Annotated in this window: 16 protein-coding genes; 12 read left to right on the forward strand and 4 right to left on the reverse strand. The window is 70.9% G+C overall.

Annotated features, from left to right (window positions below):
- The first annotated feature begins 134 nt into the window (after positions 1-134).
- From AC5L38_RS03145 to AC5L38_RS03155, 3 genes are all read left to right on the forward strand, one after another.
- On the forward strand, positions 135-692 hold the full coding sequence (locus tag AC5L38_RS03145; RefSeq protein WP_495241205.1) for a methyltransferase family protein: 558 nt from the start codon (positions 135-137) through the stop codon (positions 690-692).
- Between the two features lie 87 nt (positions 693-779).
- The gene (locus AC5L38_RS03150) at positions 780-1,319 is read left to right on the forward strand and encodes an RNA polymerase sigma factor (RefSeq protein ID WP_495241206.1); all 540 of its coding nucleotides are present in this window, start codon (positions 780-782) and stop codon (positions 1,317-1,319) included.
- Positions 1,316-2,446, forward strand: coding sequence for a CU044_5270 family protein (locus AC5L38_RS03155; protein ID WP_495241207.1), 1,131 nt, complete (start codon positions 1,316-1,318; stop codon positions 2,444-2,446). The genes AC5L38_RS03150 and AC5L38_RS03155 overlap by 4 nt, the downstream gene beginning before the upstream one ends.
- Positions 2,447-2,590: 144 nt before the next feature.
- On the opposite strand, the gene AC5L38_RS03160 is transcribed toward AC5L38_RS03155, so the two are convergent.
- From AC5L38_RS03160 to AC5L38_RS03170, 3 genes are all read right to left on the reverse strand, one after another.
- Positions 2,591-3,409 carry a HoxN/HupN/NixA family nickel/cobalt transporter gene (locus AC5L38_RS03160; protein ID WP_495241208.1) on the reverse strand — a complete coding sequence of 273 codons (819 nt, stop codon included), beginning with the start codon at positions 3,407-3,409 and terminating at the stop codon, positions 2,591-2,593.
- On the reverse strand, positions 3,406-4,062 hold the full coding sequence (locus AC5L38_RS03165; RefSeq protein ID WP_495241209.1) for a hypothetical protein: 657 nt from the start codon (positions 4,060-4,062) through the stop codon (positions 3,406-3,408). The genes AC5L38_RS03160 and AC5L38_RS03165 overlap by 4 nt, the downstream gene beginning before the upstream one ends.
- Positions 4,063-4,311: 249 nt before the next feature.
- Positions 4,312-5,985, reverse strand: a complete 1,674-nt coding sequence (locus tag AC5L38_RS03170) for a purple acid phosphatase family protein (RefSeq protein WP_495241210.1) — start codon at positions 5,983-5,985, stop codon at positions 4,312-4,314.
- Positions 5,986-6,281: 296 nt separating this feature from the next.
- Between AC5L38_RS03170 and AC5L38_RS03175 the strand changes: the two genes are divergently transcribed.
- Entirely contained in the window at positions 6,282-6,803 is a 522-nt protein-coding gene (locus tag AC5L38_RS03175) for a hypothetical protein (RefSeq protein ID WP_495241211.1), read from the forward strand.
- A gap of 79 nt (positions 6,804-6,882) precedes the next feature.
- On the opposite strand, the gene AC5L38_RS03180 is transcribed toward AC5L38_RS03175, so the two are convergent.
- Positions 6,883-7,872, reverse strand: coding sequence for a helix-turn-helix transcriptional regulator (locus tag AC5L38_RS03180; protein ID WP_495241542.1), 990 nt, complete (start codon positions 7,870-7,872; stop codon positions 6,883-6,885).
- A gap of 463 nt (positions 7,873-8,335) precedes the next feature.
- Between AC5L38_RS03180 and AC5L38_RS03185 the strand changes: the two genes are divergently transcribed.
- The 8 genes from AC5L38_RS03185 (at position 8,336) to AC5L38_RS03220 (ending at position 14,773) form a co-directional block, all read left to right on the forward strand.
- Positions 8,336-8,704, forward strand: coding sequence for a hypothetical protein (locus tag AC5L38_RS03185; RefSeq protein ID WP_495241212.1), 369 nt, complete (start codon positions 8,336-8,338; stop codon positions 8,702-8,704).
- A 151-nt stretch (positions 8,705-8,855) separates the two neighbouring features.
- Positions 8,856-9,002: a hypothetical protein gene (locus AC5L38_RS03190; protein WP_495241213.1), complete on the forward strand. Its 147-nt coding sequence runs from the start codon at positions 8,856-8,858 to the stop codon at positions 9,000-9,002.
- Between the two features lie 75 nt (positions 9,003-9,077).
- Positions 9,078-10,376: a SidA/IucD/PvdA family monooxygenase gene (locus AC5L38_RS03195; protein WP_495241214.1), complete on the forward strand. Its 1,299-nt coding sequence runs from the start codon at positions 9,078-9,080 to the stop codon at positions 10,374-10,376.
- A 30-nt stretch (positions 10,377-10,406) separates the two neighbouring features.
- Positions 10,407-10,772 (forward strand): cupin domain-containing protein, encoded by a 366-nt coding sequence (locus tag AC5L38_RS03200; RefSeq protein ID WP_495241215.1) that lies wholly within the window; start codon positions 10,407-10,409, stop codon positions 10,770-10,772.
- Entirely contained in the window at positions 10,769-12,304 is a 1,536-nt protein-coding gene (locus AC5L38_RS03205; RefSeq protein WP_495241216.1) for a class I tRNA ligase family protein, read from the forward strand. Before AC5L38_RS03200 ends, AC5L38_RS03205 begins: the two co-directional genes overlap by 4 nt.
- An 11-nt stretch (positions 12,305-12,315) precedes the next feature.
- Positions 12,316-13,560: an ATP-grasp domain-containing protein gene (locus tag AC5L38_RS03210; RefSeq protein WP_495241217.1), complete on the forward strand. Its 1,245-nt coding sequence runs from the start codon at positions 12,316-12,318 to the stop codon at positions 13,558-13,560.
- On the forward strand, positions 13,557-14,405 hold the full coding sequence (ddaH, locus tag AC5L38_RS03215; protein WP_495241218.1) for a dimethylargininase: 849 nt from the start codon (positions 13,557-13,559) through the stop codon (positions 14,403-14,405). Before AC5L38_RS03210 ends, ddaH begins: the two co-directional genes overlap by 4 nt.
- Positions 14,402-14,773 carry an avidin-fold protein gene (locus tag AC5L38_RS03220; RefSeq protein WP_495241219.1) on the forward strand — a complete coding sequence of 124 codons (372 nt, stop codon included), beginning with the start codon at positions 14,402-14,404 and terminating at the stop codon, positions 14,771-14,773. The genes ddaH and AC5L38_RS03220 overlap by 4 nt, the downstream gene beginning before the upstream one ends.
- The last annotated feature ends 1 nt before the right edge of the window (position 14,774 follow it).

Consider the following 14,774-nt stretch of genomic DNA (forward strand, 5'->3'; position numbering starts at 1 on the left):
CCTTTCACCCAGGTTGCCACGCGCCCTCCTGGCCGTTGACGCCCCTCCGGCCCGAACCTAAACTCAACACACAATGAATTAATCGCCGCGGGTGACCGTCGCCCCCCGGCGACCACGACACGGAGCGTGACGCGATGCGCAGGACACCCGCCGCCGTCGGAACCACGATCTTCTTCGCGCTGGCACCGGGCACCGTCGCCGGGCTCCTGCCCTGGTGGATCACCCGCTGGGAGACGGGTGACCTCCTGGCCTCGGCGCCGTCCTGGGTCGCGGTGCCCCTGCGTCTCGCGGGCGCGGCGCTCGTCCTCGCCGGGACCGCGGTGCTGGTCAGGGCGTTCGTCCGGTTCGTCGTGGAGGGCCTCGGCACCCCCGCCCCGATCGCGCCCACCGAGCACCTGGTCGTCGGCGGGCTGTACGCCCACGTCCGCAACCCGATGTACGTGGCGGTCTTCGCGATCATCATCGGGCAGGCGCTGCTCCTGGGCCGCCCCGTCCTGCTACTGTACGCGGCCGTCGCGGCCGTGCCGATCGTCGCGTTCGTCCGCTGGTACGAGGAGCCGACCCTGCGCCGCGCGTTCGGCGCCGACTACGAGCGGTACCGCGCGGCGGTGCCCGGCTGGTGGCCCCGCCTGCGCGCCTACGAGGTACCGCGCCCGGGGCCGGGTTCCGCTGGGGACCGGAGGTCGAACTAGCAGAAAAATGTGGAATCGGCATGTAAGTAAACCCTCCTTCGGACCACTTGCTCTATGAACGTTCACCCCCCGACCGAAGGAACCGGCTTGCCAACCCCCCAAGAGCGCTTCACCGTGCTCTACAACACCTACCAGGCGCGGGTGTACGGCTACGCGGCGAGCCGCGCCGGACATCAACTCGCGGAGGAAGTGGTCAGCGAGACCTTCCTGGTGGCCTGGCGGCGCCTGGACGGCATCCCCGACCACGCGCAGTTGCCATGGCTCCTCCGCGTCGCCCGCAACATCCTGCGCGACAACTTCCGGCGGGCCGCCCGGCGCGAATCCCTGGAGGCCGAACTGAGGAGGTGGGTGGAGGAGGCCGCCGCCGACGCGGGCGAACACGCCACCGAGCGCGTCGCCGTCCTCCGCGCCCTGGCCGGCCTGTCCGAGGCCGACAAGGAGCTCCTGACCCTGACCGCCTGGCACGGCCTGTCCACCGTGGAGGCGGCCAAGGTGCTCGGCTGCACCAAGGCCGTCTTCTTCGTCCGCCTGCATCGGGCGCGCCGCCGGCTGCGGTCGGCGATCGAGGCCACCGGCACCACCGCCCCCCCGAAGTACGTGACCGTTCCAGGAAGGAAGCCGCGATGAGCCGCAAGCCCGACGAGATGGACCTGCTCGCCACGGCCCGCCCGGCTTCGCTGGACCGCGGGTCACGCGTCTCCGCCGACGACCTGCTGCTCATGGCCGCCGCCGAGGCGTCAGGAGAGTCCTCGCGCGGGGGGCCGGCCCCGTCGCGGCCCCGGCCGTGGGCGCTGTGGGCGCCGCTGGCCACGGCGGCGATCGTGGCCCTGGTCTTCGCCCTGGTGACGAACCTGGCGTCGCCCCCCGCCGTGCTCGATCCGCCGAAGGCCAACCGGGAACTGCTCGACCTGGCCGACAGGGTCGAGAAGCTCCCCGCGGAGGGCGGCGCCTACTGGCGCGAGGCGGCGATCCACGGCGGCCAGGTGCCCAGCGACGGCTACAGGGTCATGCTGATCGAACGCGTCGAGATCTGGCAGCCGCGCGACCCCGCCGATCCGGTGCTCACGAAGCTGTGGAATCCCGGCGCCCGTCCGGCCACGGCCAAGGACAGGCGCGCCTGGCGGGCGGCGGGAGCTCCCGCCCAGGTCAAGGTCTTCTGCCAGAAAAACGGGAAGTGCAGCCGGATCCCGATCGTCGACGAGCCGAAGGGCTGCCAGTACTTCCTGAAGGTGGATTCGGGGGGAACCGATGACGTGAAGAAGATCGGCGTTCTCACCCTGGCGGATCTGGCGACGATCCCGACCGATCAGGCCGGGCTCGTGGAGTGGCTTCGCGCCTACCACGAGACACTCAAGGGCCCTACCTTCACGCAGCGGCCTTTCGAGCAGTTCATGCCTGACACCGCCGCGAGTCTCCTGGGCATGGCACTCAGCCCCGCCCAGCGTGCCGCGGTCATCCGCCTCCTGGCCGGCCTGCCGACCGTCAAGGTCGCGGGCACGGTGACGGATCCGCTGGACAGGAAGGGCCTGTCCCTGGACTTCGGCGAGAGAGGAAACTACGGCGAGCTGCCGGCCTACTACAGGCAGATCCTCGACCCGAGGACGGGAAAGACGCTCTCCTCCGTCACCTACGCGTCCCGCACGGCTCCGGGGGTGACCAAGGGCGAGGTCGTGAACTACAGCGCCTACGGCCCCGAGTCGGGATGGACCGGGCCGCCGCCTTCCTCCCCGAAGGGGTGCAGGAAGGGGAGGTGAGAGAACGCGGACCCCGGCGGTGACGGACGCGCGGCCGGGGCCTGCCTCCCGGCGTCGCCGGCAGGCCGGCGATCGACGTTCGGACGAACGCGTCGATCACCACGTACCGGCGGCCGCCCGCGGCGGGTGCGGCCGCCTACCCGGTCAGCCGGTCACGGCGCTGAGCGCCGCGACGAGATAAAGGCCGCCGGCGGTGGAGACCACGACCCCGGCGGCGGCGGGAGCCCAGGCCAGCGCCGCGGAGGCCCGGGACCGGCCGAGGGTCCTGCGGGTCAGCAGCGCGTACCCCCGGATCGTCGCGACGCCCACGCCGGTCAAAGTGAGGGCCATCCCCACGCCGAAGACGGCGACGACCACGACGGCGTCGAGGGCCCGGCCGGTGAGCAGCCCGCTCATCAGGACGACGAAGGCCGACGGCGAGGGCAGCAGCCCGCCGGAGAGGGCGAGCGCGAGGAGGCCCCGGCGCGACCAGGGATCCGTCCCGGGCTCGGCCTCGTGGCCGTGGCCGTGGCCGTGCCCATGCCCGTGCCCATGCCCATGCCCGTGCCCATGACCGTGGCCGTGGCCGTGAGGGGTCAGCAGCCGGTTCCGGTTGCGTTCCCGCAGGTGGCGGTAGGTGAGGTGGGCTCCGACGCCGATCGTGACCAGCCCGGCCACGACCTGCATCCAGGCGGTGACGCTCTTCGTGCCGAAACTCGCGGCGCCGCTCAGCCCCACCCAGGCGAACGCCAGCACCAGCACCGAGAAGGTGTGCATCAGCGCCACGATGACCCCCAGGCGCAGCGCGTCGCGGTAGCCGCCCCGGGTGCCGACCAGGTAGGCCGCCGTGACGCTCTTGCCGTGGCCGGGGGCGACCGCGTGCAGGGCTCCGGCGACGAGCGCGACGGCGAGGATCGCCCAGAAGACGCCCCGGTCGTCGAAGAGCGAGACGAACCGGCTCTCGAAGCCGCCGAACTCCGTCACGACCGCCCGCCCGTCCCGCGCCGCCTCCACACCATGGCGAACACCCCCGCCCCGGCCACCAGCACGGCGGCCCAGACGACGACGGCCGCCCCCGGGGGCAGGCCGCCCCCGCCCGTACCGGAGAAGGTCAGGCGCCGGGTGCTCTCGGCCCCGGTGAGAAGCGTCTGCCCGGGGGTCGCGGGGGTGTCGGCGACGAGCATCGTCCGGTACGCCTTGTTGAGGTCGGTCAGGGTGGCGACGGTGACGTCCACCTGCGTGACCGGGCTCCGGCAGTCGAAGACGAACCGGGCGCCGTCGCTGACCAGCGCCCGGAGCTCCTCCAGCCGGCTCTCACAACGCCGGCCGCCCTGGGCGACCGCGATCCGGTCCAGCAGGTAGGCGCGCAGGGCCGGTGACCGCTCCAGTTTCTGCTCGCCGGTCAGCTCCGTCGACACGGTGCCGGTGGCCGGGTCCTCGAACGCCCCGAGCGACTGGCCGAGGGCGACCCAGTCGTCCTCGGCCGCGAACCACGAGATGGTCACGCGGGAGCCGTCGGCCCCGATCCGCGCGGTGGACGGCGGCCCGAAGGGGTGGGCGGCGGCGGCCGGTGCGGCCCAGCCGCCCAGGGCGCAGACGAGCAGCACGCCCGCCAGCACGCGGGTGTGGATTCTCAACGGATCTCCTGTTCGCACGACTCCGGCGCGGCGCCGGGATGACGTTCGTGACGCCGGCGCGACGTCGGGATGACACTCATGACTCCGGCGCGACGTCGGTTGTGACGCTCACGACTCCGGCGCGGCGTCCCGTGACGCCGGGACGACGCTCATGACCCAGGCGCGCCACGCCGGTACGGTCCGGGCGTGGCGCGCCGGTACCCCGGGCGCGGGGCCGCCGTCACGGCCGCCCCGCGCCCGGGAAGGTCACTACCTGGTGACCGTGATGACCGGGCTGGTGATCTTCTGGTGGGCGCTGTCCAGGTACACCACATAGGTGTCGCCCTTCTTCGCCCTGCCCGGCAGCCTGAAGGTGTAGGTCAGGCGGCCCAGCTCGTCGGCGGTCCGGACGCCGATCGCGTCGTCCCTGTCGTGCCCGTGTCCCCTGTCGCGGTCGCTCGCCTTCCGCAGGTAGACGGACACGCGCTCGCCCGGGTCGTAGCCGTACGCGGAGATCTTGAGCTCGCCGCGCGTCCCGACGGTGGTCCTGTCGACGGTGACCTGCTCGCCGACGGTGTTCTGCGGGGTGCGGACCTCGTTGACCGTGCGCTCGCCCGCCTTGTTCTTGCGGATGACGAAGCCGTCGTGGTGCTCGCCGTTGGCGTAGCGGGCCTCGAACGTGATGCGGTCGGCCTCGACGTCGATCAGCTGGTAGAGCTGGGTGTTCTCGCTCTTGCTGACGACCTCGGCGCCGTTGCCGGTCCAGTTCTCGCCGTTGTTGAGGGCGTACATCTTGCCGCCGGAGACCGACACGACGTAGGCGACGCCGTTGTTGACCGTGACCGACTTGCGGGCGGTCGCCACGTTGCCCCGGCCGTAGGAGTGGTCGTGGCCCTGCAGGACCAGGTCCACGCCGTACTTCTCGAGCAGCGGGCCCCACTGGGCGCGTACGACGGGGTTGTTGCGGGTGCCGGTGGTGGAGTAGACGGGGTGGTGGAAGGTCACCACCGTCCACTTGTTCGGGTTGTCCTTGAGCAGGCCCTCCAGCCAGGTGGCCTGCGCGGCCATCAGGGTCGCGTTGCTCTGCACATTGGAGTCCAGGCCGATGAAGCGCACGCCCTGGTAGTCGACGGTGTAGACGGTCTGCTTCAGCTCCGGGTTGCCCGGCCCGTTGTCCGGATAGGGGAACTGCGGACGCCAGAAGGAGGACAGCCCGCCGCTGTACTCGTGGTTGCCGGGGATCGAGATGTTGTTGACCTGGCTGTCGATGAAGCCGGCGGCCTTGTACCACTGGCCCCACTGCTCCTCGCTGTTCGCGGAGTCGATGAGGTCGCCGGCGTTGACGATCATCTTCGCCTGCGGGCGGTCGGCGAACGCCTGGCGGAAGACGCGCGGCACCGCCGAGTCGATGTAGTTCTGCGCGTCGCCGTAGTAGATGAACGAGAACGGCTGGAGTTCGGCCGCCGCCGTGGTGAAGTCGCTCCACTCGGCCCAATTGGTGCCGTCGCCGACCCGGTAGGTGTACCGGGTGTTCGGCTTCAGGCCGGTGAACTCCACCGTGTGGTAGATGGAGGCGTACCCCAGGGTGGTGTTGACCGGGGTGGTGGTGGAGGCCTTGACGTTGGCTACCGCGCCCGCGGCCGGCGCGACCGCGCCGAGGGCGCGAGGGGCCTCGAGGATCTCCGCCTGCGCCGACTCGGCGTCCGCCACGGCCCGCCAGGTGACCTTCTGGCTGGTCGACGGGGTGGTGGTCGGGGTCAGGATGACACGGTCGGGCATGGGGGAGGGCTTGTGGATGTCGGCGGCGGGGTACTTCGGCGGCGCGGCCGCGCCGAACGCCACCGGGCCGAACGCCAGGCCGCCGAGGAGCAGCACGCCCGCGCCCGCCGCCGTCAGCTTCGTTCGCCGCGATCCGGCGGGCCGGGGCATATTGACTTCGCCCATCATGAGCTCTTTTCCGGGGGAGGAATCACTGTCCGCCGAGGGAGTGCGGCGGACGTCCGTATTGATCCAGAAGGGATCATCAGATGCCTGTATTGAGCGTTGCGCCCGGATGAACATGTGCTCTCGGGAACCTGTGAGCCCGGCCGCACCGCCGATGTCGCCGGAAGTCCGCGCTCCCGCCACCCCCCGTTGCCCGTACGTTCCGCGGAGCACGCCTATGGTGTGGCCGACCAGCCGTCGAACAGCGGAATCGCTCCCCGGGTGAAGAGCCGCTCCCCGAGGAACAGGACGTCCCGTTGACCCTCACCCGCCAGGCCGGTACGCGGCGGCCCGCCCGTCGCTGGGCCCTGATCCTCGGCCTCGTGGCCCTCGGGACGCTGCTCCCGCCGCCGACCACGACGGGAGCGGCGGGGACGACCGGGCCGAGGATCAAGGACGAGACCTTCGTCACCGCGCGGACGAGCGGGATCCTGCACATCGAGGCGGGGGAGTGCTTCACCGATCCGGCCTACTCGCAGGAGGCGGCCGAGGTCGTCGTGCTGTACACGCCCTGCCAGGAGCGGGCGGCCAACCAGTCGTACGGCTTCGTGCACGCTCCCGAGGGCGGGTGGGATCCGGCGGCGCTGAGCGCTTTCGCGTGGCGGAGCTGCGGCCGGGGATTCGACAGCCACTGGAGCGGCGAGGCGGCCTCGGGGCTGAGGTTCTATCCGATCCTGCCGACCCGGGAGACCTGGGCCGGAGGCGACCGCGACGTCATGTGCGTGGTCTACAGTCCCGACGGCCCGATGGACGGCTCCGCGCTCCCCGCGGCGAGATGAACCTCGTTCACATCGGGGACGTTCACACCGGGGCCGGTTCGCCACCGGGCGGGGGAGGGGCCCGGGGCTCGTGGTGCGGTCAGAGGGCGGAGGGCAGCCATCCCCTGGCGGCCGCGAGGTATCCGGCCTGGAACCGGCTGCGGGCCTCGAGTCGTTCCATCAGCTCGGCGGTGACGCGGCGCAGGGTGCGTACCGAGACGTCGAGCCTGCGGGCCACCGCCTCGTCGGTCAGCCCCGTCGAGAGCAGGCGGAGCACCTCGCGCTCCTGGGAGCTGAGGCCCTTCTCGTCGCGTCTGCGCTCCCCGCCGAAGGGGGTGGCGGCCCCCCAGGTCTGCTCGAACAGGGCGATCAGGGCGGCGACGACGCCCACCCCGCGCAGCAGGACCGCTCCGGCGCCGCTGTCCGCGGGGTCCGTCGGGAGCAGGGCCACCCGCCGGTCGAAGATGAGCATGCGAAGCGGGAGACCGGGCGTGGTGCGGACCTGGCCGCCGTTCCCGGTGAGCCAGGTGGCGTACCCGGTGGTCGCCTGGTCGTTGCGGACGCTGTCGGGGTAGATGACGCGGACCGCCACGCCGCGTTCGATCAGGGACTCGTCCAGCGGGCGGCTCGCCGCGAGGTTCTCCGAGGTCTGAGCGCTCTTGGGCTCGAACCCGAGGAGTTCCTGCCGGCACTCGGCGACCAGCTCCTCGATCTTGCCGCGGATCGTGTCGATGCCGACGAGCGTCTCGGAGTCGTCGCCCGAGCGCACCGGGTGCTGGTCGCCGTAGGCCGCGATCATCTGGGCGACGGCCGTCCGGCTCCGCTCGATCTCCTGCTGCTTGGCCAGCAGCGCGGCCTCCTCCCGGGCCAGCAGCGCGGCCAGCCCCACCTCCGGGCGGACCAGGCGCAGCACGTCCGGCTCCTCCCACGAGGGGCGCAGGAGCGACAGCTTGGCCAGCTCGTCCAGGGTCGCGCGGATCCGGTGGACCGGCCATCCCAGCTCCAGGCTCAGCTCGGTGACCCCGTAGGAGGGGTTCTCCAGGATGGTGCGGTAGACGGTTTCCTCGGCGGACCCGATGCCAAGCAGCATGAGCACGACCCCTCCACGGTTCGAGCTTGACCGAGACGCGATCCGATGGGCGGGGCCCACGACGATCGCATTCTGAAAAGTAGCCGGGCGCAGTGATGACCGGGTTACGCGAAGGCCCCGTTTTCTTCCGAGCCGCTCCGGCTTTCGGGAATTTCCCGGTGTCCCGTGAGGCGCCGTTCGGAAGGCGTTCATCGGAGGATTCCCCGCAGGTTCGCGGGACGCCATTCGGGAGGCGTTCCCTGGGCATTTCCGGGAGGTTCGCGAGACGCCGTTCGGAAGGCGTTGCCCGGGGATTTCCGGAAGGCTCGCGAGACGCCGTTCGCGGGGCGTCCCCTCGAAGATCTCCCGGGGTTCGCGAGGCGCCGTCCAGGGAGTGCCGGCGCGATGGCATGATCCTGCCACGCCATGGACCTGCCAGGGGAAACACCTGGTGGAATCGCCGCGCGCGAACCACGGTCGATTCATGTATCTCATCAACGCGCGCCTGCGCGCCCCCGAGATCGAAGGCCGTCCGGCCCCGCCCGCCGGACGGATACCCGCGCGTGAACTTCGACGGCTGCTCCTGGCACTGGCGGAGCCCGCCGACGGGATAGAGCACATCTACGGCGAGGACCGTCCCGCGGGAATCCACCTCGGGCTCTTCGTCCGCAGACGCACCCTCGACGAGGCCGAGAGCGCGGCGGCGCGGTTGTGCCTGCGCGCCCTCGGCGCCGTGCCCGAGCTCGCGGGCTGGTCCCTGGTGGCCTGCGGCACCGACCTCGACCTCGCGCTCGGACGCCTCGAGGCGTTCGACGAGGAGGCCTGTCAGCGTCCTGCCATTGCAGCGCGCTGACAGCCTCCAGGCCTTCCGGAATCCACCTCGAACGACCAAGAATCAAAGTGTCAGAACGAAACGGGAAATGTCCGGGAAAAGTTGGCCCGGACGGCACCCGTGAAACAGGAAAAGGGCGCCGAGAATCGCCGGCCGAAAGGAAAGAAGAACAATGGGTACCACGCTCCGTTCAATCGCCCCCGTCCTCGGCGCCCCCTCGCTCACCGCCGTTCCCGTCGCCGCCGTCGTGACCGGAGCCAGGGCCGGCCTCGCGGTCACCGCGGCCCTCACCCCGGCCGGCGGAGCCGGCTGGCAGTGAGCAGACCAGGAGAAACCCAAGAAAACCATTCGTCACGGGCACCGCGCCCGAGAAGTCGTCCGGGAGGCGACCACCGTGAAGCATCAGGAAGTCGAGTTACTCGCCCTCGGCGCAGGGCCGTCCAACCTCGCCCTCGCCGTGGCCCTCGAAGAGCTCGCTCCGGAGCTGGCCACCAGAACGCTGATCATAGAACAGCACGAGAACGTGGTCTGGCAGCGGGGAATGCTGCTGCCCTGGACCCAGAGCCAGGTCTCCTTTCTCAAGGACCTCGTCACGCTGAGGAACCCGCAGAGCAGATTCTCCTTCGTGAATCACCTGCACTCCGTCGGAAGGCTCAGTGAATTCGTCAATCTGGGCAGTTTCACCCCGTACAGAATGGAGATCTCGAATTACCTGCTCTGGGTGGCCGAGTCGCTCGCCCAGGTGCGCATCGAGTACAACCGGCGCTGCGTGGGGGTCGAGCCGATCCTGTCCGGAGACGGCGGCGTCGAGAGCTGGATCGTCCGGCTCGCCGACGGCTCGACCATCGGCTGCCGCACCCTGGTGGTCGGCGCCGGCCGCGACGCGCACGTCCCCGAGGTGTTCGACACGCTTCCCCGCGATCGGATCATCCACAGCACCGAGTACAGCCGGGGCATCGCCGGGCTCGACCACGACGCCCCGCACCGGGTCGCGGTCATCGGCGGCGCGCAGAGCGCGGCCGAGATGCTGTGGGCCACCCACCAGAACATGCCCAACGCCCAGTGCACGATGGTCATGCGCTCCATCGGCCTCAACGGCTACGAGAGCAGCAAGTTCACCAACGAGCTCTTCTACGCCTCCTTCGTCGACGAGTTCCACCGCTCGCGCCCCGACGCGCGGCGCCAGCTCCTCGGCGAGATGCACCGCACCAACTACGCGGGCCTGTCCCCGGGCCTGCTGGAGAACCTCTACCGGCAGATCTACCTGGAGCGCCTCACCGGACAGGAGAGGATCCGGATGATCACGATGGCCGAGATCGCCGCGGCCAGGGTCGAGAACGACGAGATCGTCCTCACCCTCCAGGACAGGAAGAGCGGCGCCTGCGACGAGCTGCCCTGCGACGTCCTGCTGCTCGGCACCGGCTTCGACCGCCGGATGCCCACGCTGATCCGCGACCTCGCCGCCAGGGCCGGCCTCGGCGAGATCGGCGTCGACCGCTTCTACAAGCTCTCCCTGCCCGTCGGCTCGGACGCCTCCTGCTACCTGCAGGGCGTCAACGAGGACACGCACGGCATCGCCGACTCCCTGCTCAGCACGCTGGCCAACCGGGCCGAGGAGATCGTCTACGACATCCAGGGCAGCAACGCCGCCGCCGAGCTCCTGACGCCGTTCGCCCTCCCGGTCGCCTCCTGACCCCCGCCGCACACTTCGAGGAGAACCCCCGTGGACCTCCGTTCCTATGACCCCGCCCACCTGCGCCAGGACAACGGCCTGCTCGCCAAGCGGCTGATGCCCTGGGAGACGCTGAACGCCCCCTTCGAGGGCGCCTGGTGCGTCATCGCGCCGGGCACCGCCTCGACCAGGCACGCCCACCACGAGTACGAGATCTTCATCGCCGTCTCCGGCGAGGCGGTCCTGGAGAGCGAGGGCGAGAGCGCCCCCTTCTCCGCCGGGGACGTCGCCTACTTCCCGCCCGGCACCGACCACCAGGTCGTCAACAACGGCACCGGCGTCTTCGAGATGTACGGCATCTGGTGGGACCACGACATGACCCGCACGTTCGAGTCCCGCCACCAGGAGGAGAGATGACGGAGACGATCGTCATCGCCGCGACGCCGACGCCCAACGGGGACCTGCACGTCGGTCACATGGCGGGCCCCTACATCGCCGGCGACGTCTACGCCCGCTACCTGCGGGCCGAGGGCCGCCCGGTCAACTACAACACCTGCACCGACGACAGCCAGTCGTACATGATCTCGACCGCCCGCAAGAACGGCACCACGCCCGCCGAGCTGTGCGCGGCCTCCACCGCCGCCATCCAGCGGTCGGTCGAGGCGATGGGCATCTCCCTGGCCCCGATGCCGCCCATCGACGACACCTACCGCAAGACCGTGCTCGACTTCGTCACCGCCCTCCACGAGCAGGGCCGCTTCGAGCCGCGGACCGTGCGGATGCCGTACGCGCGGAACGCCGGGACCTACCTGTTCGACGGGCTGGTCAAGGGCGAGTGCCCGGCCTGCCTGACCGAGAGCTGCGGCGGGTCGTGCGAGGGGTGCGGACATCCCAACCACTTCGACGACCTGGGCGACCCGCGCTCGGTCCTCGACCCCGCCGACCCGGTGGTCTCGCGCGAGGTCACCGTCCTGGTCCTGCCCATCGAGAACTACCGGGAGGAGCTCACCGCCTACTACGCCGCCCGCGAGCACACCTGGAGGGGACACAGCAGGCAGCTCATCCGCGAGATCCTGGCCCGGCCGCTCCCGGAGATCCCGATCACGGTGCCGTCGCCGGGCTGGGGGATCGACGCCCCGTTCGCCGAGACGCCCGGCCAGATCCTCTACCCGTGGGTCGAGGCGATGCCCGCCTCGATCTACAGCACCTGGAAGGCGGCCGGCGAGCCCGAGGGCCCCGTCGACCGGGCCTGGCTCGTGGAGAGCGGCAACAGCCTCGTCTACTTCCACGGCTTCGACAACGTCTACTTCTGGGGCATGGTCGACCTGGTCATGCTGCTCGCCCACGGCGACCGCTACATCACCCCCGACACCAACGTCTGCAACGAGTTCTACGAGCTGGAGAACGAGAAGTTCTCCACCAGCCGGGGCCACCTCATCCGCGGCGCCGACCTGGTCGCCGAGGTGCCGCGCGACCTGGTCCGGTTCTACCTCGCCCTGACCTGCCCGGAGGACCAGCGGGCCAACTTCACCAGGGAGGGCCTCGACAAGGTCACCGCCCGCAGGCTGCTCGAGCCGTGGAACGCGCTCGCCGACCGCCTCGACGCCCTGGTCACCGACCCGGGGGAGGAGCTCAAGGTCACCGACGCCGGGCGCCGCCGGGCCGCGGTGGTCGTCGAGAGGTTCCGCCTCTGCTACGACCTCACCTCGTTCAGCCTGACCAGGGCGGCGGACGGCATCGTCACCCAGCTCGCGAGGCTGCTGACCGCCGAGCGCGACGAGCCCGGCGACCTCCTGCTGGAGGTGCGCGCCTTCCTCGCCTGCGCCGCCCCCATCCTCATCGACGTCGCGGCCGAGGCCGAGGCGGCCGGTGTCGAGCTCACCCTCGACACCTCCGCGGAGACGATCGACGCCTTCCCGCTACCGCGACTGCACCGGAGCCCCCGATGAAACTCCTCGCCATGGAAGCCAGACAGAACGCCACCTACTACCGCTCCCGCTACCAGCAGGTCCAGGACTACGGCGCCGAGCTCTACGTGCTCAACGGCATCGGCACCCCGGACTTCTGGCCCGAGGACCGCTACCGCGTCGTGGGCTCGCAGAACATCGACGACCTCATCACCGAGGCCAAGGAGTGGCACGAGCAGGAGCGCTTCGACGGGATCATCACCTTCTCCGAGTCGGGCGTGACCACGGTCGCGGCCGTCGCCGAGGCGCTCGGCCTGCCGGGCGTGGGCGTCGAGGCGGCCAGGACCAGCCGCAACAAGCTGCTGATGCGCGAGGCGCACCGCAAGTACGACGCGCCGCACCCGGACTTCCGCTTCGTCACCGAGCTGGACGCGGCGCTCGGCGCCGCCGACGACTTCGGCTACCCGGTCATCCTCAAGCCCACCCTGGGCGCCGCGAGCAACTTCGTGTTCAAGATCGACGACGCGGAGGAGATGGCGGAGCTGTTCCCCCAGGCGCTGGCCGGCATCGAGGGGATGTCGTGGTTCGAGATGGAGGCGCACGGCCTCGACCTCGGCCCGCACGGCCTGCTCGTCGAGGCCTTCCTCGACGGGGACGAGTTCCTCATCGAGGCCGTGGCCTGGGACGGCGAGGTCTACCTCGGCTCCATCGTGGACCGCATCACCGTCGAGGGGGGCACCTTCGACGACGACGTGCACCACGGGCCGACCGCGCTCACCACCGAGCAGGTGGCCGCGGTCCACCGCGTGGTCAGGGCCGGAGCGCACTCCCAGGGACTGCGGCGCAGCGTGCTGCACGCCGAGGTGCGCTTCCACCGGGGGGAGCCGTACCTGCTGGAGATCGCGATCAGGCCCGGCGGCGGAGGGCTGGACCTCATCGCCGGGATCACCGCCGCGCACAACCCGATCCGCGCCGTGATGGACGTGGCCCGGGGCGCGGCGCCGCGGGTGCGCCACTACCGGCCGACCGGCGTCCACGTCACCGCGATGTGCCTGATGTGCGACGCGGGCCGGATCACCGAGATCGACGTGCCGGCCGAGGTCTCCGAGTCCGAGAAGGTCTTCTTCCTCAAGATCACCGCCAGTCCCGGGGACCTCGTCCGGCGCCCGCCGGAGGGCAACAGCATCCTCGGCTTCCTGGGCACCACCGGAACCTCCCTGGAGGACGCCAGGGAGACGATGCTCGACTACGCCTCCAAGATCAAGGTCACGCTCGTCCAGGACGGAGAGGTGTCATGACACAGCTGATCGAGGAGGCGCCGGCCCGGACCCTGCGCGTCGCCCGCACCCGCCGCTACCTGATGTGCCCGCCCACCCACTTCGACGTCGTCTACTCCATCAACCCCTGGATGGACCCCGGCAAGCCGGTCGACGGCTCGCTGGCCAGGCTCCAGTGGGACGGCCTGCTGCGCGCCTTCCGCGCCCTGGGCCACCAGGTGGAGTTCATCGAGCCGCTGCCCGGCTACCCCGACATGGTCTTCGCCGCCAACGGCGCGACGGTCATCAACGGGAAGGTGCTGTCGGCGAGGTTCCGGTACGAGGAGCGGGCCGCCGAGGGCCCCGCCTACCTGGAGTGGTTCCGCGCCCGCGGCTACCAGACCCGCGAGGCGGTCCACGTCAACGAGGGCGAGGGCGACTACCTGCACGCCGGCAGGTACCTGCTGGCCGGCACCGGCTTCCGCACCGACATCCGCTCGCACCGCGAGGCGGAGAGGTTCTTCGGGATCCCGGTGGCGGGGCTGAGGCTGGTCGACCCGCGCTTCTACCACCTCGACACCGCGCTGGCCGTGCTCGGCCGCGACCAGATCATGTACTACCCGGGGGCCTTCTCCAGGGAGAGCCAGGGCGTGCTGCGCGTCCTGTACCCCGACGCGATCATCGCCAACGAGGCCGACGCCGAGGTGTTCGGGCTGAACGCCGTCTCCGACGGCCGCCACGTCCTGATGCCGCCCGCGGCCACCCACCTGATGGGCGAGCTGCGCGAGCGCGGCTACGAGCCCATCGGCGTCGAGCTCTCCGAGCTGCTGAAGTCCGGCGGCAGCGCCAAGTGCTGCACCCTGGAGCTCAGGGCGGCCAACTCATGATCGACTACAACGGGCGCCGCTTCACCACCGGCGGCGTCCCCTCCGGGGAGCGGCACCCGATCGCCCTGTACCGCCAGGACGGCGACCTGCTGTGGGGCGAGTTCTCCGGCGGCCACGCCCGCCGGGGCAGCCTCACCGGTCTCTGCGCCCCCGACGGCACCCTCGACTTCGCCTACACGATGGTCCTCGACACCGGTGCCGTCGTGTCGGGCCACTGCCGCAGCACCCCCGAACTGCTCCCCGACGGCCGGGTCCTGCTCCACGAGACGTGGGAGCGCTTCGGCGCCCACGCGAGCAGCGGCGTCTCCCTCCTTGAGGAGATCGACCCCACCACGTTCGTACCGCCCCACCAGAGGATTGAGAGCTGAC

The organism is Streptosporangium nanhuense, from assembly GCF_059358815.1.

Coding starts and splice junctions, on each gene's coding strand:
- AC5L38_RS03145 (WP_495241205.1), top strand. CDS start 135: ATGCGCAGGACACCCGCCGCCGTCGGAACCACGATCTTCTTCGCGCTG.
- AC5L38_RS03155 (WP_495241207.1), top strand. CDS start 1,316: ATGAGCCGCAAGCCCGACGAGATGGACCTGCTCGCCACGGCCCGCCCG.
- AC5L38_RS03170 (WP_495241210.1), bottom strand. CDS start 5,985: ATGGGCGAAGTCAATATGCCCCGGCCCGCCGGATCGCGGCGAACGAAG.
- AC5L38_RS03180 (WP_495241542.1), bottom strand. CDS start 7,872: ATGCTGCTTGGCATCGGGTCCGCCGAGGAAACCGTCTACCGCACCATC.
- AC5L38_RS03185 (WP_495241212.1), top strand. CDS start 8,336: ATGTATCTCATCAACGCGCGCCTGCGCGCCCCCGAGATCGAAGGCCGT.
- AC5L38_RS03190 (WP_495241213.1), top strand. CDS start 8,856: ATGGGTACCACGCTCCGTTCAATCGCCCCCGTCCTCGGCGCCCCCTCG.
- AC5L38_RS03205 (WP_495241216.1), top strand. CDS start 10,769: ATGACGGAGACGATCGTCATCGCCGCGACGCCGACGCCCAACGGGGAC.
- AC5L38_RS03210 (WP_495241217.1), top strand. CDS start 12,316: ATGGAAGCCAGACAGAACGCCACCTACTACCGCTCCCGCTACCAGCAG.
- ddaH (WP_495241218.1), top strand. CDS start 13,557: ATGACACAGCTGATCGAGGAGGCGCCGGCCCGGACCCTGCGCGTCGCC.
- AC5L38_RS03220 (WP_495241219.1), top strand. CDS start 14,402: ATGATCGACTACAACGGGCGCCGCTTCACCACCGGCGGCGTCCCCTCC.